At 31.2% G+C, this 18,287-nt stretch carries 22 protein-coding genes; 16 read left to right on the top strand and 6 right to left on the bottom strand.

The window, feature by feature from the left end; genetic code table 11:
* Positions 1–64: 64 nt before the first annotated feature.
* Entirely contained in the window at positions 65–1,102 is a 1,038-nt protein-coding gene (locus AC5SL9_RS04115; protein ID WP_494573845.1) for an aliphatic amidase, read from the bottom strand.
* Positions 1,103–1,264: 162 nt separating this feature from the next.
* On the opposite strand from AC5SL9_RS04115, the gene AC5SL9_RS04110 reads away from it, so the two are divergent.
* The 5 genes from AC5SL9_RS04110 to urtE all read left to right on the top strand — a co-directional run bounded on the left by AC5SL9_RS04110 (position 1,265) and on the right by urtE (position 6,078).
* On the top strand, positions 1,265–2,551 hold the full coding sequence (locus AC5SL9_RS04110; RefSeq protein ID WP_494573844.1) for a transporter substrate-binding domain-containing protein: 1,287 nt from the start codon (positions 1,265–1,267) through the stop codon (positions 2,549–2,551).
* A gap of 134 nt (positions 2,552–2,685) precedes the next feature.
* The gene (urtB, locus tag AC5SL9_RS04105) at positions 2,686–3,555 is read left to right on the top strand and encodes an urea ABC transporter permease subunit UrtB (protein ID WP_494573843.1); all 870 of its coding nucleotides are present in this window, start codon (positions 2,686–2,688) and stop codon (positions 3,553–3,555) included.
* 10 nt (positions 3,556–3,565) lie between these two features.
* On the top strand, positions 3,566–4,609 hold the full coding sequence (gene urtC / locus AC5SL9_RS04100; RefSeq protein WP_494573842.1) for an urea ABC transporter permease subunit UrtC: 1,044 nt from the start codon (positions 3,566–3,568) through the stop codon (positions 4,607–4,609).
* Between the two features lie 4 nt (positions 4,610–4,613).
* The gene (gene urtD, locus AC5SL9_RS04095) at positions 4,614–5,378 is read left to right on the top strand and encodes an urea ABC transporter ATP-binding protein UrtD (RefSeq protein WP_494573841.1); all 765 of its coding nucleotides are present in this window, start codon (positions 4,614–4,616) and stop codon (positions 5,376–5,378) included.
* A complete protein-coding gene (gene urtE, locus AC5SL9_RS04090) occupies positions 5,371–6,078 on the top strand; it encodes an urea ABC transporter ATP-binding subunit UrtE (protein ID WP_494573840.1) in 708 nt (235 codons plus the stop codon). The genes urtD and urtE overlap by 8 nt, the downstream gene beginning before the upstream one ends.
* Before the next feature lie 2 nt (positions 6,079–6,080).
* Here the strand turns inward: urtE and AC5SL9_RS04085 are convergent, their stop codons facing one another.
* Positions 6,081–7,160: a glycosyltransferase family 4 protein gene (locus tag AC5SL9_RS04085; RefSeq protein WP_494573839.1), complete on the bottom strand. Its 1,080-nt coding sequence runs from the start codon at positions 7,158–7,160 to the stop codon at positions 6,081–6,083.
* Entirely contained in the window at positions 7,160–7,714 is a 555-nt protein-coding gene (locus AC5SL9_RS04080; RefSeq protein ID WP_494573838.1) for a thioredoxin family protein, read from the bottom strand. Before AC5SL9_RS04080 ends, AC5SL9_RS04085 begins: the two co-directional genes overlap by 1 nt.
* Positions 7,715–7,734: 20 nt before the next feature.
* On the opposite strand from AC5SL9_RS04080, the gene AC5SL9_RS04075 reads away from it, so the two are divergent.
* Entirely contained in the window at positions 7,735–8,247 is a 513-nt protein-coding gene (locus tag AC5SL9_RS04075; RefSeq protein ID WP_006996692.1) for a gamma carbonic anhydrase family protein, read from the top strand.
* On the opposite strand, the gene AC5SL9_RS04070 is transcribed toward AC5SL9_RS04075, so the two are convergent.
* Both AC5SL9_RS04070 and AC5SL9_RS04065 read right to left on the bottom strand, forming a co-directional pair.
* Positions 8,244–8,843 (bottom strand): flavin-binding protein, encoded by a 600-nt coding sequence (locus tag AC5SL9_RS04070; RefSeq protein WP_494573837.1) that lies wholly within the window; start codon positions 8,841–8,843, stop codon positions 8,244–8,246. The genes AC5SL9_RS04075 and AC5SL9_RS04070 overlap by 4 nt on opposite strands.
* Positions 8,844–8,849: 6 nt before the next feature.
* Positions 8,850–9,716 (bottom strand): NAD(P)-dependent oxidoreductase, encoded by an 867-nt coding sequence (locus tag AC5SL9_RS04065; protein ID WP_006996694.1) that lies wholly within the window; start codon positions 9,714–9,716, stop codon positions 8,850–8,852.
* A gap of 14 nt (positions 9,717–9,730) precedes the next feature.
* Here AC5SL9_RS04065 and AC5SL9_RS04060 point away from each other — a divergent pair, with 14 nt between their 5' ends.
* The 10 genes from AC5SL9_RS04060 to AC5SL9_RS04015 all read left to right on the top strand — a co-directional run bounded on the left by AC5SL9_RS04060 (position 9,731) and on the right by AC5SL9_RS04015 (position 17,344).
* Positions 9,731–10,939 carry an MFS transporter gene (locus tag AC5SL9_RS04060; RefSeq protein WP_494573836.1) on the top strand — a complete coding sequence of 403 codons (1,209 nt, stop codon included), beginning with the start codon at positions 9,731–9,733 and terminating at the stop codon, positions 10,937–10,939.
* Positions 10,940–10,982: 43 nt separating this feature from the next.
* Positions 10,983–11,525, top strand: a complete 543-nt coding sequence (rpoZ, locus tag AC5SL9_RS04055) for a DNA-directed RNA polymerase subunit omega (protein ID WP_006996696.1) — start codon at positions 10,983–10,985, stop codon at positions 11,523–11,525.
* Between the two features lie 22 nt (positions 11,526–11,547).
* Positions 11,548–12,540, top strand: coding sequence for a tRNA dihydrouridine(20/20a) synthase DusA (gene dusA / locus AC5SL9_RS04050; protein WP_018414250.1), 993 nt, complete (start codon positions 11,548–11,550; stop codon positions 12,538–12,540).
* 40 nt (positions 12,541–12,580) lie between these two features.
* Entirely contained in the window at positions 12,581–13,366 is a 786-nt protein-coding gene (locus tag AC5SL9_RS04045) for a sulfite exporter TauE/SafE family protein (protein ID WP_494573835.1), read from the top strand.
* A 2-nt stretch (positions 13,367–13,368) separates the two neighbouring features.
* On the top strand, positions 13,369–13,773 hold the full coding sequence (locus AC5SL9_RS04040; protein ID WP_494573834.1) for an HIT domain-containing protein: 405 nt from the start codon (positions 13,369–13,371) through the stop codon (positions 13,771–13,773).
* A gap of 162 nt (positions 13,774–13,935) precedes the next feature.
* Positions 13,936–15,546, top strand: a complete 1,611-nt coding sequence (locus AC5SL9_RS04035; RefSeq protein WP_494573833.1) for a SulP family inorganic anion transporter — start codon at positions 13,936–13,938, stop codon at positions 15,544–15,546.
* A 1-nt stretch (position 15,547) separates the two neighbouring features.
* Positions 15,548–15,841, top strand: a complete 294-nt coding sequence (locus AC5SL9_RS04030; protein WP_494573832.1) for a hypothetical protein — start codon at positions 15,548–15,550, stop codon at positions 15,839–15,841.
* Positions 15,838–16,326: a hypothetical protein gene (locus AC5SL9_RS04025; RefSeq protein WP_494573831.1), complete on the top strand. Its 489-nt coding sequence runs from the start codon at positions 15,838–15,840 to the stop codon at positions 16,324–16,326. Before AC5SL9_RS04030 ends, AC5SL9_RS04025 begins: the two co-directional genes overlap by 4 nt.
* A 26-nt stretch (positions 16,327–16,352) precedes the next feature.
* Positions 16,353–16,763, top strand: a complete 411-nt coding sequence (locus tag AC5SL9_RS04020) for a GFA family protein (protein ID WP_271767395.1) — start codon at positions 16,353–16,355, stop codon at positions 16,761–16,763.
* Between the two features lie 47 nt (positions 16,764–16,810).
* Positions 16,811–17,344, top strand: a complete 534-nt coding sequence (locus AC5SL9_RS04015; protein ID WP_494573830.1) for a pentapeptide repeat-containing protein — start codon at positions 16,811–16,813, stop codon at positions 17,342–17,344.
* 14 nt (positions 17,345–17,358) lie between these two features.
* On the opposite strand, the gene AC5SL9_RS04010 is transcribed toward AC5SL9_RS04015, so the two are convergent.
* Positions 17,359–18,243: a DMT family transporter gene (locus tag AC5SL9_RS04010; protein WP_494573829.1), complete on the bottom strand. Its 885-nt coding sequence runs from the start codon at positions 18,241–18,243 to the stop codon at positions 17,359–17,361.
* Positions 18,244–18,287 lie beyond the last annotated feature (44 nt).

Here is an 18,287-nt window from a genome sequence, read left to right as displayed (position 1 = left end):
TATCCTTTAAATTTAAATACACTGAAGAAATCAAAATTAATTTCTTCAGTGTAGTATTATTTATTTATCTGTGTGAAGTTTTTTTATTAGGTATGCCGTCAATAGGACTTTCGTCAGTACCAACAGTTGGTCGAGTTATATCCTCTACCATTTTGCGAGTTCCTTCTGGATCATTAACCCATTTTTTATAAAACTCAAATGGCATTTCAGCAGTACCCTTATCACCATCACCGGAATTAATCATACCAGTATAACCTCTATGTAGAAGCTTAAATAGATGGTTGTTTGATTGACCAGTTGCTCTAGCATCTCTAATTGCTGAAACAGACATTTGACCATACTGAATACCCATTTCTTCAGTACCACATTCACCTAAAGTTCTTCCATCAAAACCAACTAATGTTGAATGACCAAAGTAAGAATAAACCCCATCAAAACCTGTAGCATTCGCTACCGCAACATAAGAGTTATTCGCCCAAGCCATTGCTTTAGCCATAAGTATCTGTTGTTCTTTGGCTGGATACATGTAACCCTGACATCTAACTATAAGTTCAGCACCTCTCATTGCACAGTCTCTCCAAATTTCAGGATAGTTACCGTCATCACAAATAATTAAAGACACCTTTAGACCTTTTGGACCATCTGAAACATAGGTGCAGTTTCCAGGATACCATCCTTCAATAGGAACCCAAGGCATAATTTTTCTATATTTTTGAACAATTTTACCTTTATCATTCATTAGTATTAAAGTGTTATAAGGTGCTTTATTCGGGTGGTCTTCGTGTCTTTCTCCAGTTAGAGAAAAAACTCCCCAAACTTTATTTTTTATGCACGCTTCAGAAAAAATTGCAGTTTCTTCGCCAGGAATTTGTGAAGCAGTCTCATACATTTCTTTTTGATCATACATGATACCATGAGTGCTGTATTCTGGAAAAATAACTAAATCCATTCCAGGCAAACCTATTTTCATTCCAGAAATCATATCTGCTATTTTTTTTGAATTTTCAATAACTTCTTTTTTTGTATGAAGTCTGGGCATTTTATAATTTACTACTGCAACTCCAACAGTATCTTTGCTACTTCCTATATCTCCATGATACATAGTGTTCTCCTTTTTTAAATCTAATAAACATAATCATTTTTGAGACACTAATAAAAATAAAATATTTATATAAAAAAATTTTATATAAAAAGTTTATAATATTAATTTAATTTCATTAGCCTCATAAATTAAATAGTTTTAACCATTAATAATGGAGGGATAATGAATAAAAAAATAAAAAATAAAATAGTGACACTTACGTCAAATAGACGTGGGTTTATCAAAAATACTCTTACAGCATCAGCTTTAGGAGTTGCAGCTGCTTCCTTTCCACATGTATGGATGAAGCAAGGAAATGCATATGCTGCTAAAAATGAAATTAAAGTGGGTGTTTTATTTTCATTAACGGGAGGTTTAGCAATTATTGAAGAGTCACTTCATAAAGCTACTATTATGGCAATTGAAGAAATTAATGCTGCTGGTGGTGTAAATGGAATGAAAATAAAAGCTATTGAAGCTGACCCAGCGTCTGACCCAGCGACTTTTGCTGCAAAAGCACGTACACTAGTATTAAAAGACAAGTGTGTAACGGTCTTTGGTGGATATACTTCTGCAAGTAGAAAAGCAGTTCTACCAGTATTTGAAAAACGAAAAAATTTATATTTTTACCCAACTCTTTATGAAGGTAGAGAGTGTTCTAAAAATGTGATTTATACTGGTGCTGTACCAAATCAACAACAAGATGAGTTTATTCCATATTTGGTGAAAACTTATGGAAAAAGATGGTCATTAATTGGATCAAACTATATCTATCCAAAAGAAGAAAACAATTATTGTAAATTGTTACTTAAAAAGTTGGGTTGTGAAGTTTTAATGGAAGAGTATGTTCCGTTAGGTCATTCTGAGTTTTCATCTGTTGTTAATAAATTTAAAAACGACAAACCAGATGTGATTTTTTCAACTGTAGTAGGTGACTCAGTTGTTGCACTTCATAAACAATACAGAGCTGCTGGATTGGATCCTGAAAAAATGCCTATGTGTAGTTTAACAACTTCAGAAAATGAAGTAGCTGCTATGGGTGGAGATGCTGCGGCTGGACACTTAACTTCAGCACCTTACTTTATGGTTCATGAATCAGCTGAAAACGAAAAGTTTGTTTCAGCTTATAAAAAGAGATGGGGGTCTGATAAAGTTACCCACTTCGTTTCAGAGCCTGCTTATTTCGGGGTAGGAATATTTAAGCAAGCTCTAGAAAAAATAGGAAAAGCTGGAGATATAAATCCAACAGCAATTATGGAAGCATGTAAGGGTCAAGAAATAATGGCTCCTCAGGGTAAAATTAAAATTGATCCTGACAATCTACATTGTTACTTGTGGCCCAAGATTGGTATTTGTAAATCTAATGGTCAGTATGACATCATAAGAAAAACTGATAATTGGTTAAAACCACTTCCTTATGCTGCATATCCAGAGCAAACTTGTGCAGAAAGTGGTTTGATAAAAGTCTAGCATAAGTCTAAAGTTTTTTTTTAGCCCAATATGAAAGTGTTGGGCTAAAATATATTTAAATTGAAAATATTCTAGATGAGTTGTAACTTGTATTAATTCTTAATAGAAAATTAATCTTAACAAAATATAATATTATGGATTTTTTTATTTCTCAGTTTATTAGTGGCCTTAGTATAACTTCCATACTTCTGATGATAGCTCTTGGTTTGGCTATTATCTATGGAACTACAGGTGTAATAAATATGGCTCATGGTGAGTTTGTTATGATTGGAGCTTACACATCATGGTTTCTTCAAACAAAATTGGGGATGGGTTTAATCGCTAGTGTTATTCCTATTTTTTTAATTACAGCGGCAATGGGTTTCTTAATTGAACGGCTTATAATAAGACATTTATATAATAGGTTGTTAGATACTATTTTAGCAACATGGGGAATAGGGGTAATACTTCAGCAGCTTATTCGTTTGTCACTAGGTTCAGAATTAAAATATTTAGAAATTCCACCTTATATGGCAGAGAGTATGAGTTTATTTGGTCAACAAGTTTCTATTTATAGAGTGTTTATATTTTTATTTGCTATAACAATCTTTATTTTAGCTTGGTTTATAATATATAAAACTAAGTTTGGAATGAAATTAAGAGCTGTAACTCAAAACAAAGATATAGCTAGCTGTTTTGGGGTTAACTCAGGAGCTGTTTATTCGGCTACATTTGCCTTTGGAACTGGAATAGCAGCACTTGCTGGTGCATTTATAGCTCCATTAAAAAGTATATCCCCAGATATGGGAACAAATTATATTATAGATGCTTTTATGGTAGTTGTTTTAGGGGGTGTTGAAAGTTTAATTGGTACAGCAGCGAGTTCATTTATTATTGGTGAGACTTCGAGCTTTATAGCTTCTTTTTCAAATGATACTTTAGCTAAAGCATTAGTTTTAGTAATTACAATATTGATATTAAGAATTAAGCCAGAGGGTTTATTTACTAGAAAAATTAGATCATAGAAACGAAATGATGAAAACAAATATTTTTAAAAATCAATTTTTTTTATACGGTATATTTTGTTTTTTATTGTTTTTACTTCCTCTATTAGTAGATGATCCTTTTTATCTAAATAAAAGTTCAACTTATATTTGTTTTGGGTTACTAGCTGTTTCTCTAAGTTTAAGTTGGGGTTATACTGGTATATTAAATTTGGGAAATGCAGTTTTTTTTGGCTTAGGTTCTTATTGTATGGCTATGTCATTAAAATTAAAAACTGATGCAGTACACACAGGATCTGGCGGATTACCAGATTTCATGGTTTGGAATAATGTAAAAGAGTTGCCTTGGTTTTGGGAGCCATTTTATTCTTTATCCTTTGGTATATTTGCAGGAATTGCTGTACCAGTTATTTTAGCTATTATTTTGGGATATTTTATTTTTGGTGGAAGGGCATCAGGTGTATATGTTGCAATAATAACTTTAGCAGCAATGATAGTAGTTTACCTTTTAATAATGGATCAACAAGCATACACAGGAGGTTTTAACGGTATAACAGATCTATCCACATTAAAATTGGGTAAACTTGAATTCGATGCTTATGGAGCTTCAGCTTATAATTTAATTGTATCAGTTATGACATTGGTGCTATTCTTAACATTAATTATTACAAAAAGTAGAGCTGGTTTAATTTTTCAAGCCATAAGAGATGATGAGAATAGAGTAAGATTCTTAGGATATAATGTAGGAGTTTATAAAACAGCCTCATTATGTATATCAGCTGGAATTGGCGGGGTAGCAGGAATGCTTTATACAATTGTTATGGAATTTGCTTCACCAACTTTTCTATCTGTGCCATTAAGTTTATCAGTTGTCATTTGGTGTGCTGTAGGAGGTAGACAAAGTATTTTTGGTTCATTTATAGGCGCATTAATCATTACTTCAGGTCAGGGACTTTTATCTGAATCAGAAACTTTTTTACATACATGGACTTTAATAATGGGTTTAATATTCATTCTTTCAGTTCTATTTCTTCCCAAAGGTTTAGCGGGAATATTTAGTAAAAAGAAAAAATAATAATATGCGAAATAAGGAAAATAATTTAATTCAACTTAATTCAGTAGAAGTAAACTTTGACGGCTTTAAAGCAGTAAATGAATTTAATTTTGGAGTTTCAACTGGAGAATTAAGATGTTTAATTGGACCTAATGGAGCAGGAAAAACAACTGTTCTTGACATAATATGTGGAAAAACAAAAAGTTCAAAAGGAAGTATTATTTTTAATGGAGAAGATATAACTAATAAGGAAGAATTTATCATCTCAAGAAAAGGAGTGGGTAGAAAATTTCAAATACCAAGTGTTTTTAAAGAACTGACTGTAAAAGAAAATTTATATGTAGCTTTAAATTCAAGTTTAAGTTTTTTTAATAATATAATTAAATTTTTTAATCCTTCAGATCAAAAAAAAATAGATGAAATAGCTGAATTTGTTGGATTAAAAGATGATTTAGAAAAACAAGCACAATTTTTATCACATGGGCAAACTCAATGGCTTGAAATTGCATTAGTAGTACTTAAAGATCCAAGTTTAATTTTGATGGATGAGCCCACAGCTGGTATGACTAATTATGAAACAAGCCAAACTGTTGAATTATTTAATAAACTTAAGGAATCTCATACTTTAATAGTAGTTGAACACGATATGGGTTTTGTTAAAGAGATTGGTGATATTGTTTCTGTCATGCATGAAGGAAAACTACTTGCCGAAGGTGAAACTAAAGAGATAGAAAATAATGAAAAAGTTAAAGAAGCTTATCTTGGTAATAAAGGAATAACAAATGCTTAAATTAGAAAATGTAGCATCTTATTACGGTGAGAGTTTAGCTATAGACCAAATAAACCTTGAAGTTAAAGAGGGAAACTTTCATGGAATTATTGGCAAAAATGGGATGGGTAAAAGCACATTACTTAAGACTATTATGGGTTTAATGGATAAGACAGATGGCTCAATAAACCTGGCTGGAAAAGATATCAGTAAATTAAAAACAAACGATAGAGCTATTGAAGGCTTGGGATATGTGCCTCAGGGACGAGGGATAATGCCTCAATTTACTATAGAAGAAAATATGGTTGTAGGAACTTTTGCTAGACATAAGAATAATATGGACAGTGTAAATGAGGATTTTGAATTTACATTGAAACTGTTTCCAATATTAAAAAAATTTTGGAAAAGAAGAGGAGGAGATTTATCTGGAGGTCAGCAACAACAGTTAGCAATAGCAAGAGCTTTACTTACAAAACCTAAGATATTGATTTTAGACGAGCCAACAGAAGGTATACAGCCAAATGTAGTAGAGGAAATAGAAAATGTTTTAATAAAATTGAACAAAGAATTTAATCTAACAATTATTATTGTTGAACAAAATGTGCAATTTATAAAAAAAGCAGCTAATAATTTTTCTGTTTTAGAAAGAGGCAGAATAATAGAAGGGGGAATTTCCTCAAAAATAACAAGCGATTTAGTACAAAAATACCTAACAATATAAAGTTATAAAATTTCTTTATATTTTTTAATAATTTCATTCCATAGAAACTTAGATGAATTTTCTTTAGCACTTTTACCATACTCTATGTACTTGTTGTTCTTTAACATCAAATCAACAGACGAATAGATAGCCTCTAAATTATTTCCATCACAAATTAAACCTGTTTTTTCATGTTCAATTGCATCTGCAGCACCCCCATCTTTTCCTCCAAGAGAAGGCACTCCATATTGAGCAGCCTCAACATAAACAATACCAAAACCTTCAACGGAACTCTTACTAATTATTGAGGGCATTACAAAAATATTGGATTTAGATAAAAGTGAATTTTTAAGTCCACTTGTGATATTTTTAAAAAACATAACCTGAGGATTTAAATCTAATTCTGCAGTAATATCTTTAATATTATCCTCTTCATCTCCATCACCGATACAAATATATACTATGTTGGGATAAATTTGTTTTAGATTTCTTAGTGCCATTATAATATTAAAATGATTTTTTCTTTTATCAAGCCTAGAGACTGTGATTAATCTTGGAAACTTATGTTTTAATAAATTTTCTACTTTATCTAAAGTTTTTTTATCCAATTCTTCAACAGGATCAACACCAGGATTAATAACTATAATTTTATCTTGTTGAACCCCTAATGAAATAGCTAAATTTTTAGTGTACTCAGAATTAGCAACAATGGTTTCAACATTATCTAAAACCTCTAGTACTCTTTTATTAAGAGAGGTGCCTTTTTCATGATTAATTTCTTTACCATGGATCAAACATATCTTTTTTTTATTAGTTTTAAGGTGCTCTAAACCTTTCCAATGATCAGCAATAATACCGTCAATTTTATTTTCTTTAATAAATTCATTAATCAGTTGAGCCTTTCTATATTTTCTAAGAAGCTTTATGCCACCAACACGCTCTATTGAAAAAGAAACTTGTTCATCAAATAATTTATGATTTTCATGATAATCGGCAAATACTTTTATCATGTAGTGTTTTGAAAGTTCATTCGCTAACCCCCACATTAAATTTTGCATACCACCCACCTCTGGAGGAAATGTTTTTGTAACTATTAAATACATTAGTTATCTAACCATTTAATACTACAGCCAGCACTCGGGATTTGCATTTCAGGACCTTTACCGGTTTCAGCTATTTGTTTCATTGCACTATATAAATCACTATCACCAGTTCTTACCGGTTTTAAATTGACTAATTCTCTTATTCGACCTCTATATTGTAACTCTAAATTATTATTATACCCAAAAAAATCAGGTGTGCACACTGCATCATAACTTTTTGCAACATTTTGAGTTTCATCAAATAGATAAGAGAAATTAAATTGATGTTTTTTAGCAAATTCAATCATATTTTCAAAACTATCTTCAGGATAATTTATTGAATCATTTGCTGAAATAGCTACTGCTTTTACTCCAAGCTTTTCTAAATTTTTGCAATCTTCAACAATGTCTTTAATAACTGCTTTTACATAAGGGCAGTGGTTACAAATAAACATAACCAAAGTTCCATTAGTCCCTTTAACGTCATTTAATTTAATAATTTCGTTATTAGTAGACTTTAATTCAAAGCTTTTAGCTGCTTGTCCGAAATCACATATTGGAGTTTTTAACGGCATGTTATAATAATATATAAGTTATGTTTTATGATTTGGAAGATAAAAAAGTTAAAAATTTAGGTGATAATTGGTCTGCATCTAATGCATCTATTATTGGTGATGTCACGCTAGAAAAAAATACCAGCATTTGGTTTAATGTAACTTTAAGAGGAGATGTTGAAAATATTCATATCGGTGAAGGCTCCAATATTCAAGATGGCAGTGTATTGCATACCGATCCAGGTTACCCATTAAAAATTGGAAAAGATGTAACTATTGGTCATTTGGTTATGCTGCATGGCTGCACGATTGAAGACAATTCTTTAATTGGAATTGGTGCTGTAATTTTAAATGGTGCAAAAATTGGAAAAAATTGCATCATAGGAGCTAATGCATTGATCACAGAAAACAAAGTCATTCCTGACAATTCTTTAGTGGTTGGATCCCCTGGCAAAATTGTAAGACAAGTCTCAAAAGAAGAGGCAAAGTCAATTACTGAAAATGCAATTCATTACCAAGATAATTGGAAAAAATATTCTAAATCAGTTTTTTAAGGAATTAACCAGGTATCTTTGTTATTTTCTAAATCGAATTTAGCACGACGGTGACCTTTGGCTGCTAAATAAAGCCATTCCATACTTTTAATTTTACATTGAATAACAGTAAAATTTTTATATCCCACTTCACTTTGCTCCATTGTAAATTCAAAATTATCTAGTTCAGGCTTTAGTCCTGAAGTAGGGGTTTCAGATAATGTTCCTGGTCCGTTATCAACTAAATAACATTTTCTACTCATGTGTCCTGTTTTTAACCAGGACTGTTTTGTAATATCATTTTCATGATTAACGGTGCACTCAACTTTAAGTCTAACTTGTATCTTCTCATCCTTGTCATAAAATAACATTGATGCATTCTTATTTGCTTTTAATTTAGCAATTTTATCTGATCTGATATCACTATGGTATTGGATAATATTATTTTCTCTATCCGATTTTCTAAGGACTACAATTCTTCCATCAAAGTCATCTTGACCACCACAGATAAATACAGGAATTCTAAATTGAGACCCTCTATCTTTGATAGCATTATCCAGCATAGACCAGATTTTATTTTTGATCTCCTCAAAATCTTCGTAGTACGCTGGTTGCATACGAGATTATTTACTTAGTCTTCTAATTAAACTGGAAGTATCCCAACGGTTTCCACCCATTTCTTGAACTTCACCGTAATATTTATCAACGATTTCAGTTACAGGAAGTTGAGAGCCATTATTTTTAGCTTCATCCATAGCAATTTTTAAATCTTTTCTCATCCAATCAACTGCAAAACCAAATTCAAACTGATCATCAATCATCGTTTTATATCTGTTTTCCATTTGCCAAGATTGAGCAGCACCTTTAGATATAACTTCAATTACATCTTCCATATTTAAACCTGCTTTTTTTCCAAAGTTAATTGCCTCTGATAAACCTTGAACAAGACCTGCAATACAAATTTGATTAACCATTTTTGCTAATTGACCATTACCAGCACCACCTAATAATTTCATCTTTTTGCTGTAACAATCAATAATGTCTTTTGCTTTATCAAAGTTTGCTTGATCTCCACCAATCATAACAGTTAGAGCACCATTTTCAGCACCAGCTTGTCCACCTGATACCGGTGCATCTAAGAAACCAAATTCACTTTTTAATGAATGCTCATAAATTTCTCTAGCAATCGTTGCAGAAGCGGTTGTGTTATCAATGTAAACTGAGCCTTTTTTAATTGTTTTAAAGATACCGTTGTCACCAAAAGTTACTTCTCTTAAATCATTATCATTACCAACACAGGTAAATATAAAATCTGCACCTTCTGTAGCTTTTGCAGGAGTATCTGCTTTTGACCCTTTATATTCAGCAACCCATTTATCAGCTTTTGCAGCTGTTCTATTATAAACAGTTACATTGTGACCTGCTTTTGATATATATCCTGCCATTGGATAACCCATGACACCTAAACCTATAAATGCAACATTGCTCATAATTTCTATTTCCTATGTTTAAAAGTTTGAATTTTAAAGTAATTTTATTTGGATTTATATTTACATTTTTTTCAAGCTTTGGACAGAGTTTTTTTCTAGGACTGTTTAATTCAAGCATAAGAGACGCACTTTCTATCACGCATGGTCAGTTTGGATCTATCTATGCATCTGCTACTCTATTAAGTAGTTTTATACTTGTTTGGGTTGGTAAAAAAATAGATGACTTTAATATTTTAAAATTTGCATCTTATGTCATTGCGTTACTAGCGATCTCTTGTTTTTTATTTTCTAAAATTTCATCAGTCGCTTTCTTATTTTTATCAATTTTCTTAATGAGGTTATCAGGTCAAGGACTAATGTCTCACACTGCAACCACAACAATATCAAGATTTTTTGAAAAGACTAGGGGACGTGCATTAAGCACAACTTGGCTTGGTTTATCGTTAGCTGAATTTATTTTACCTTTATTAATTATTTTTTTATTAACTTTTGTTGATTGGAGAAATATTTGGATAGCTATATCAATTTCAGTTATTATCATTTTACCTATTGTCATTGTTGCATTAGTTAAAAATGTTAAATTAGATTCAAGAGAAGCATCTAGTGCCACAAATATTAAAACTAAAGATATAAAACAATGGACGAGAGGTGAAGTTTTAAAAGATTATCGCTTTTATATTATATGTTTAAGCATGTTAGCGATGCCTTGGATTGCAACGGGTACATTTGTTTATCAATCTTTTATAGTGTCATCTAAAGGTTGGGGACCTTATGTTATTGCCCAATCCTTTATGGTGTATTCAATTTTATCAGTGATTACTTTATTTTTAACAGGCTTTTTAATTGATAAGTTTAGTAGTCGAAAATTAATAATTTATATGAACATTCCTTTATTAGTTGCAACGTTTGTGCTTTATTATTTTAACTCACCAATTTCATCATTTGTATTTTTAGGTTTAATTGGGATTTCAAACGGTTTAGCAAATGTCCTAGGTTCTGCTACTTGGGCTGAGATTTATGGAGTGAGATATATTGGTTCCATTAAAGCATTAACCACAGCGTTAATGGTATTTTCAACTGCATTTGGTACAGCGCTCTTTGGAATTTTGATTGATAATAGCCTTTCTATTGAGCAAATTGCTCTTGTTTCAGGATCTTATATTTTAATAGCAATATTGTTGTTATTCCTTGTAAAGAACAAGCTTAATCCTGATTATTTATAGAATTATCCTTGATTTTTTTTTAACTACTGTATAGATACTGCGCATGGCTAGAGTAACAGTAGAAGATTGCATAGATAAAGTAGAAAGTCCTTACGAATTAGTTTTAGTTGCTAAAGAAAGAGCCGTTCAATTAAATTCTGGTTTAGAACCAACTTTAGATAGAGATAATGACAAAAACACAGTTATATCTTTAAGAGAAATTGCAGCAGACACTATTAAAGTTTCAGACTTAACAGATAGCGCTATTCACAAACTTAGAAAACACGTTGAGCAAGTTGACGATGGTACGGATGATGATGAAATTATCGGTGATGATTTTGAAAGTATGTACAAAGGTGAAATTTCTAAAAGTGGAACTCCTATTTTACCATCTAAAAGAGCTAGAAAAATTCCTGAAAAAATTCAAGTATCCTCTGATGATTTAGAAGAATTAACTGCAAAGGCAGAGCCAGAAGTTGACGTTGATGCAGAGTTAGAAGTGGGAGATGAAGAGACAGCAGTTTCTTTAGATCAAATAGCTGAAGCTGAAACAGAAGCTGAAACAACTGAAGAAAACTCTGACGATTCAGAGACTACAAATAGCTAAAAAAATAATATAAAAGTTTAGTATGAACAGGAAAGTATCCGTTGCACCTATGATGGATTGCACTGATCGTCATGAACGTTTTTTTTTAAGACTGATTAGTAAAAATACATTGCTCTATAGTGAGATGGTTGTCTCTGAAGCTATTCATCGAGGGGATAAAAAAAAACTATTAGAATTTAATATAAATGAAAAACCAATAGCCCTTCAAATTGGTGGATCATCTCCAACTTTACTTGCAGAGGCTACTAAAGCAGGTGAAGACTTTGGTTATGATGAGATAAATTTAAACCTTGGTTGCCCTTCAAAAAAAGTTGAGAAAAATAAATTTGGGGCATGCTTGATGAAAGAACCAAATTTAGTTGCAGACTGCTTAAGTAAAATGCAATCGGTTACAAAGTTGCCGGTCACGATTAAAACAAGAATTGGTTACGATGACACCGAGGATTATGAAAATTTACATCATTTTATTTCAACTTTAAAAAGCACTGGTGTTAAAACTTTCATCATTCATGCAAGAAAAGCTATTCTTGGAAAATTTACTCCTAAACAAAATCTAAACATCCCTCCTTTAAAGTATGATTTTGTCTACAGATTAAAAAAAGATTTCCCTAATGAAGAAATTATTATCAATGGTGGAATTACCACAACTGATCAAATGAAAGATCACTTAGATAAAGTTGATGGAGTTATGATCGGACGTGCTGCTTACCATACTCCTTATTTATTAGCTGATATTGAAAGAGATATATTTAATAATGAAAATGTACCAAGTCGACAAGATGTAATTGAACAGTTGCTACCGTACGTTAGAGAAGAAATAAAAAAAGGAACACGTTTAAATCAAATTATGAGACATACACTTGGATTATTTCATGGTCAAACAGGATCTAGCTTTTGGAAAAGGTATTTAAGCGAAAATATGTGTGTTAGAGATGCCGATGTTAAAAAGATTGATCACATCATGGATAAGATTAAATATAACAATGTCGACACGTCGGTAAGTCAATCTGCTTAGTTCTCTTTTATCTAACGAGTACATATACTTTAGCCTACTAATGGCCTTAACCGCTATTCCTGTGGGATTTGTTGCAGGTTTATTTGGTATTGGCGGTGGATTAATTACAGTTCCATTTTTGTTTTATATTTTTAATTCTTTAGGGATTGATCAACAATATGTCATGCACCTTGCAGTTGGAACATCGTTTGCAATCATAATACCAACCTCAACTGTCTCAGTTTTAACTCATCATAAATTTAAAGCAGTGGATTTTGATATAGTTAAAAGTTATGGAATATTTGTAGTACTTGGTGTTATTTTTGGAGCAATTTTTGCAGCAACTCTTAAAACTAAAACCTTAGTTCTTTTCTTTGCAATCGTAATATTTTTATTAAGTATTTATCTTTTATTATTAAAAGAAAAGGAAAAAAATATAACTCTTAAAATTAAGCTTCATTTGAAAATTATTTTAGGATTTTTAGTAGGTTTTATCTCGGCACCCATGGGTATTGGAGGGGCTGTTATGAATGTTCCAATTCTAAAGTTTTTTGGTTACTCAATTAATAGAGCTATAGGTAGCGCTGCAGCTATTGGTTTTTTAATAGCATTATTTGGCGCAATCGGATTTTTGATAACTGGCAGTTATTTAAAAACAAATATTCCATTAAGTATTGGTTTTTTAAATATTCCTGCTTTTTTAATTTTTATACCGATTACAACCTTTATGGCTAGAATTGGTGCAAGAACAGTTCATACAATTGATAAGAATAGAATTAGTAAATATTTTGGAATATTTTTACTTATCATTGCTGCAAAATTTTTATATGAATATTTCAAACTGTAGTTATGGCAAATAAAGTAAGTAAAAGTTTTCTAAAAGATTCTCATTTAATAACTGAATTAAAATTATGCAGTATTCGTTTAATTGATAATGCTAAATTTCCTTGGATCATTTTAATTCCAAAGCGAAAAAATATAACCGATATCTCAGAACTTAATTCAAAAGATCAAATGTTATTAATGAAAGAAATTGTTCATTGCAGCAAGTTAATGAAAAAAATTTTTAAAACAAAAAAACTTAATGTTGAAAAAATTGGCAATATTGTTCCTCAATTACATATTCATATTATTGCAAGATCTACTAAAGACAGTACGTGGCCACTATCGGTTTGGGTTATTAAAGGAAAACCTTATTCAAAAGTTCTATTAACGAAAACTATTTCAAAAATTAAAAAGTATTTTAAGGGATAAAGACAGAGGTAGTTTTAGTCTCCCGCCACTACCTCTTAATCATTATGTATCTGATTCGTCCCAAATTTGTTAACACGTATTAATTGAAACTAGACTTTATCAACTGCTTGCTTTACTAAATAGATAACACACCGACTCATAAATAATTAAAATTTAAACACATTGATTAAAACCACACTCTCATCATTTGCAAAATCTATTGGTTTTAATTCACAAAATTATATTCCAAAAGAAGGGGCATCCTTTTCTTTATTTAGAATTGAAGTTTTATCTGGTTTAACAGTTGCTTTAGCGTTAGTTCCTGAAGCTATTGCCTTTGCTTTTGTTGCAGGAGTTGCACCCTTATCAGGGCTTTATGCAGCTTTTATTGTTGGTTTAATTACGGCTGTATTTGGTGGAAGACCTGGAATGATTTCAGGAGCAACCGGTGCTTTAGCTGTTGTTATGGTGTCCCTTGTTATGGATCACGGTGCACAGTATTTGTTTGCAACGGTAGTTTTGATGGGAATTTTACAATTATTAGCAGGTGTCTTTAAGCTTGGAAAGTTTATTAGAATGGTACCACAACCGGTAATGTTAGGTTTTGTTAATGGCCTTGCAATTGTTATTGGTATTTCACAACTTAGTCAGTTTAAAACCCTTAATGCAATGGGGCAATTAGAATGGATTTCAGGAAACACTTTATATTATTCAGTAGGGTTCGTTATTTTAACGATGTTAATCATTTGGTTACTACCAAAGATTACTAAAGCGGTTCCAGCAACACTTGCTGCAATTTTAGTTACATCTTTATTAGTGTTAGCATTAAAGATTGATATTCCAAGTGTTGGAGATCTTGCAAGTGTTAAAGGGGGATTACCAATGTTTTCGATACCAAGTGTTCCATTAAACTTTGAAACCCTAAAGATTATTTTCCCTTATGCATTTATCTTATCTGCCATTGGCTTAATTGAAAGCTTGTTAACCCTTAACTTAGTTGGTGAAATCACCAATAAAAGAGGAGGGGCTAGTCAGGAATGTTTAGCGCAAGGTTTAGCTAATACAGTCACTGGTTTTTTTGGGGGTATGGGTGGATGTGCGATGATTGGTCAATCTATGATCAATGTAAAGTCAGGTGGTAGAACCAGAATTGCAGGAATAGCTGCTGCATTATTCTTATTAATTTTTATTTTATATACATCAAACTATATAGAGATGATCCCAATTGCAGCATTAGTTGGTGTTATGTTTATGGTAGTGATTGGAACCTTTGCCTGGAACTCTTTAAAGATATTATTTTTTGTACCAAAGAGTGATGCGTTAGTAATTGTCCTTGTAACCGTTGTAACTGTTTTAGAGGATTTAGCTGTCGCTGTAATTGTTGGAGTAATTGTATCTGCGTTAGTTTTTGCCTGGAAATCTGCATCAAGAATTAGAGCCATAGAGAGACCATCTGTTAGAGAAAAAGGTGCTAAGGTTTATGAAATAGAAGGACCATTATTTTTTAGTTCAACGGATAGCTTTTTAGAATTATTTAAACCAGAAGAAGATCCTGAAGTAATCATTATTGATTTTGCAGGATCAAAAGTAATTGATCAATCAGCATTAAAAGCCATTGAAGACATTGCTGATAAATATAATAGTTTTGGAAAAAAAGTTAAACTTAGACATCTAACTAAAGATTGTCATAGACTATTAAGTAAAGCAGGCCAATTAGTAGTTGATAGTGATGATGATCCTGATTATGGAATTGCAGTTGATTATGATGTTAAATTAGGTATTTTTGGCAGATAAGATGAGCAAAGAGATTAAAACTGATGATGTTATTTTCAATTTCTTTAAGCAAGTTTGTGATGAGAAAGATGATGTTAAATGTGTTGAGCTTGGTAATGGTTGGATTAGTGCCATGGAAACCAATCTTACTAACATGGAAAAAAATCTAGAAGAAACAGATAAAATTAAATACCAAGAAAGTATTAATAGTAATAAACAACAGCTTGATAGTCTTAAAGGTAAAACTGCTAGTGAATGGCGTGAATACGCAACCCAGTGCATGGTGGAGATCTTAGATCATAAAACTAAATCGTGAATTTCTTTAAAAGATTATTTTCAAGTAGCAATTTAGAATTACAAATCAATGATGGAGGCAGAGCTGCTGCTGGATATAAAGGTAAAGCTGGAGACTGTGTAGTTAGATCTATTGCAATTGTAACAAAGCTTCCTTATCAAAAAATTTATGATGATCTTTATAAGGCAAATGAAGAATTTAGAACCACATCAAGAACAAGACTTGCAAGAAGTTTAAAACAAAAAAATGATAGTCCAAGATCGGGTACTCATAGAGTGGTGGTTAAGAAATATCTTGAAAAATTAGGATGGCAGTGGACGCCAACTATGTTTATTGGACAAGGTTGTAAAGTTCATTTGAAAAAAGATGAACTTCCAAGTGGGACTTTAATTGTATCTTGTTCAAAACACATAACTGTTGTTAAAGATGGTGTCTTGCATGATACTTATGATTGCTCAAGACGGGGCACGCGTTGTGTTTATGGATATTGGACTAAGCCTAATTAATAATATTATAATGAATTAAAAATCATATGAAAAATTTATCTCTTAAAGCCAGCTGTTTGTGTGGTGGAATAAAATTTAAAACTGAGGGTAATCATCGTGATGTGCAAAATTGTCATTGTAGTCAATGCATGAAAACCCATGGTCATTATGCAGCTTATACCAAAATAGAAGAACAGAATATTAAGTTTATTAAAAAGACTACTTTGAAATGGTTTAAATCTTCAAAAAGAGCCAAAAGAGGTTTCTGTAATAAATGTGGAGCTAGTGTTTTTTTTAAAGTTTTTAACACTAAAGAAATATGTATAGCAGCAGGTATGTTTAACAAACCTATAAAACTTAAAACAAGTATGAATATTTTTACCGAAGATAAGTTAGATTATTATAAAATAGAGCAGGGTATTCCTAAATTTAAACGTTATCCAAAAAAAGCTAAATAAAATAAATTAAGAGAAGACTCTTAATCCATGATTTGTTAGCATTTAATATGAAAAAAAAATTGGGGACTAGCTTTATTAAGCTTTTTGCCATTTTAGTTTTAAGTTTATTGTTAACTAATGGTGCAAAAGCAGGTTGTGATGATGCTCCAACTGATGGGGTAGATTATTCTAATTGTCAATTCTCAGAGGGCCAAGATTTAAGTAGAGCCTATATACCAAATTCTAATCTATCATTTATCAGCTTTATTAAAGTTACTTTTGATAAAGGGGTAATGATGAATGCAACATTAGCTAACGGTAATTTTGTAGAATCTTCTTTTATTAGAACGAATTTATATGAAGCAAATCTTGAAGGGGGTATTTTTGAGAAAGCTAACTTTTCAAGTGCCAACTTAACAAGAGTAAATTTTAAAGGAGCTTCATTGATTGAGACAAATTTTACTAATAGCAATCTTTTTGAAGCTGATTTAACGGGTGCTAATATTTTAAATGCCACCTTTGAAGGTGCTAATCTTAATAACGCAGTTTGGATTGATGGAACTAAATGTTTACTAGGTTCTATTGGTAAATGTAATAAATAAAAAAATCTTAGAAATTATATTATAGGTTTAATTTTCTGATTAATCACGAGCACTGCACCAATTATTAAAATCGGTAAGCCTATTATTAAATCTTGCTGCCATTCTAAGTTTTCAAATATTGTTGAGATTAATAGAGCAAGTACAGGCATAACAACACCAACATAACCCGCTCGTCCAGCTCCAACTTTCTCTAACAATCTTAAGTAAAATATAAAAGCAAATATTGAGCCAACTATTGATAGATAAGCAAGGGATGCAATATAACTAAAAGTATATTCAAATAATAATTCAGTACCTTTTATTTGAGTAATAAATAATGTGACCAGTGATCCATAAAGCATTGAATACGCAAGTGTTGGTATTAATGAAAAGTTATTATTTAAGTTTCTTTGGTGAACCATGTTACCTGTTGAAGCAGAAAATGTACCAAGTAAGGCTAAAAATAATCCAACATGGGTTCCATTACTTAAGCTAAAGTTGAAAATCTCATCATTAAAGATGATTATAATTCCAATCATCCCAATAGTTGCGCCAATTAAAGTTTTTAAAGAAGGTTTCTTTTTAAAATAAAAGCCTTCTCCTAAAATATTCATAATAACGACTGTTGAAAAGACAATCGCTGGAAATGCGCTTATTAAATAAGTATTTGATAGATAAAAGAAAACATAGTTTAGTGAGTAGAGACAAACCCCAAATAGCAAAAACCAAAGATGTTGGTTTAAAGAAAATTTAAGATTTTTCTTCTTATAAATTAGATAAACAAAAATAACTATTGCAGCTATCAAAAATCTATAAAATACTGACACTAAAGGATCAACGTAGCCTAATTGAAACTTGATTACATACCAAGTAGGCGACCAGCAAAAAAGTGTGACAATAAATAATAAAAAATTGTTCATTAATGAATACTTATAATCAATCAAACTTAAAAAAATATAAGATT

The sequence above is a fragment of the Candidatus Pelagibacter sp. PS_37 genome, assembly GCF_059417825.1.
The sequence above is the reverse complement of the archived record's forward strand: the minus strand, read 5'-3'. Positions and strand labels throughout refer to the sequence as shown.

What these genes read in the sequence shown, in the direction of transcription:
- AC5SL9_RS04075 (WP_006996692.1), top strand. Translation starts at nt 7,735, where the DNA reads ATGTTTTATGATTTGGAAGATAAAAAAGTTAAAAATTTAGGTGATAAT.
- rpoZ (WP_006996696.1), top strand. Translation starts at nt 10,983, where the DNA reads ATGGCTAGAGTAACAGTAGAAGATTGCATAGATAAAGTAGAAAGTCCT.
- AC5SL9_RS04085 (WP_494573839.1), bottom strand. Translation starts at nt 7,160, where the DNA reads ATGTATTTAATAGTTACAAAAACATTTCCTCCAGAGGTGGGTGGTATG.
- AC5SL9_RS04010 (WP_494573829.1), bottom strand. Translation starts at nt 18,243, where the DNA reads ATGAACAATTTTTTATTATTTATTGTCACACTTTTTTGCTGGTCGCCT.
- AC5SL9_RS04020 (WP_271767395.1), top strand. Translation starts at nt 16,353, where the DNA reads ATGAAAAATTTATCTCTTAAAGCCAGCTGTTTGTGTGGTGGAATAAAA.
- AC5SL9_RS04060 (WP_494573836.1), top strand. Translation starts at nt 9,731, where the DNA reads ATGTTTAAAAGTTTGAATTTTAAAGTAATTTTATTTGGATTTATATTT.
- AC5SL9_RS04040 (WP_494573834.1), top strand. Translation starts at nt 13,369, where the DNA reads ATGGCAAATAAAGTAAGTAAAAGTTTTCTAAAAGATTCTCATTTAATA.
- AC5SL9_RS04015 (WP_494573830.1), top strand. Translation starts at nt 16,811, where the DNA reads ATGAAAAAAAAATTGGGGACTAGCTTTATTAAGCTTTTTGCCATTTTA.
- AC5SL9_RS04080 (WP_494573838.1), bottom strand. Translation starts at nt 7,714, where the DNA reads ATGCCGTTAAAAACTCCAATATGTGATTTCGGACAAGCAGCTAAAAGC.
- urtE (WP_494573840.1), top strand. Translation starts at nt 5,371, where the DNA reads ATGCTTAAATTAGAAAATGTAGCATCTTATTACGGTGAGAGTTTAGCT.
- urtD (WP_494573841.1), top strand. Translation starts at nt 4,614, where the DNA reads ATGCGAAATAAGGAAAATAATTTAATTCAACTTAATTCAGTAGAAGTA.
- AC5SL9_RS04070 (WP_494573837.1), bottom strand. Translation starts at nt 8,843, where the DNA reads ATGCAACCAGCGTACTACGAAGATTTTGAGGAGATCAAAAATAAAATC.
- AC5SL9_RS04110 (WP_494573844.1), top strand. Translation starts at nt 1,265, where the DNA reads ATGAATAAAAAAATAAAAAATAAAATAGTGACACTTACGTCAAATAGA.
- AC5SL9_RS04115 (WP_494573845.1), bottom strand. Translation starts at nt 1,102, where the DNA reads ATGTATCATGGAGATATAGGAAGTAGCAAAGATACTGTTGGAGTTGCA.
- AC5SL9_RS04030 (WP_494573832.1), top strand. Translation starts at nt 15,548, where the DNA reads ATGAGCAAAGAGATTAAAACTGATGATGTTATTTTCAATTTCTTTAAG.
- urtB (WP_494573843.1), top strand. Translation starts at nt 2,686, where the DNA reads ATGGATTTTTTTATTTCTCAGTTTATTAGTGGCCTTAGTATAACTTCC.
- urtC (WP_494573842.1), top strand. Translation starts at nt 3,566, where the DNA reads ATGAAAACAAATATTTTTAAAAATCAATTTTTTTTATACGGTATATTT.
- AC5SL9_RS04045 (WP_494573835.1), top strand. Translation starts at nt 12,581, where the DNA reads ATGGCCTTAACCGCTATTCCTGTGGGATTTGTTGCAGGTTTATTTGGT.
- dusA (WP_018414250.1), top strand. Translation starts at nt 11,548, where the DNA reads ATGAACAGGAAAGTATCCGTTGCACCTATGATGGATTGCACTGATCGT.
- AC5SL9_RS04065 (WP_006996694.1), bottom strand. Translation starts at nt 9,716, where the DNA reads ATGAGCAATGTTGCATTTATAGGTTTAGGTGTCATGGGTTATCCAATG.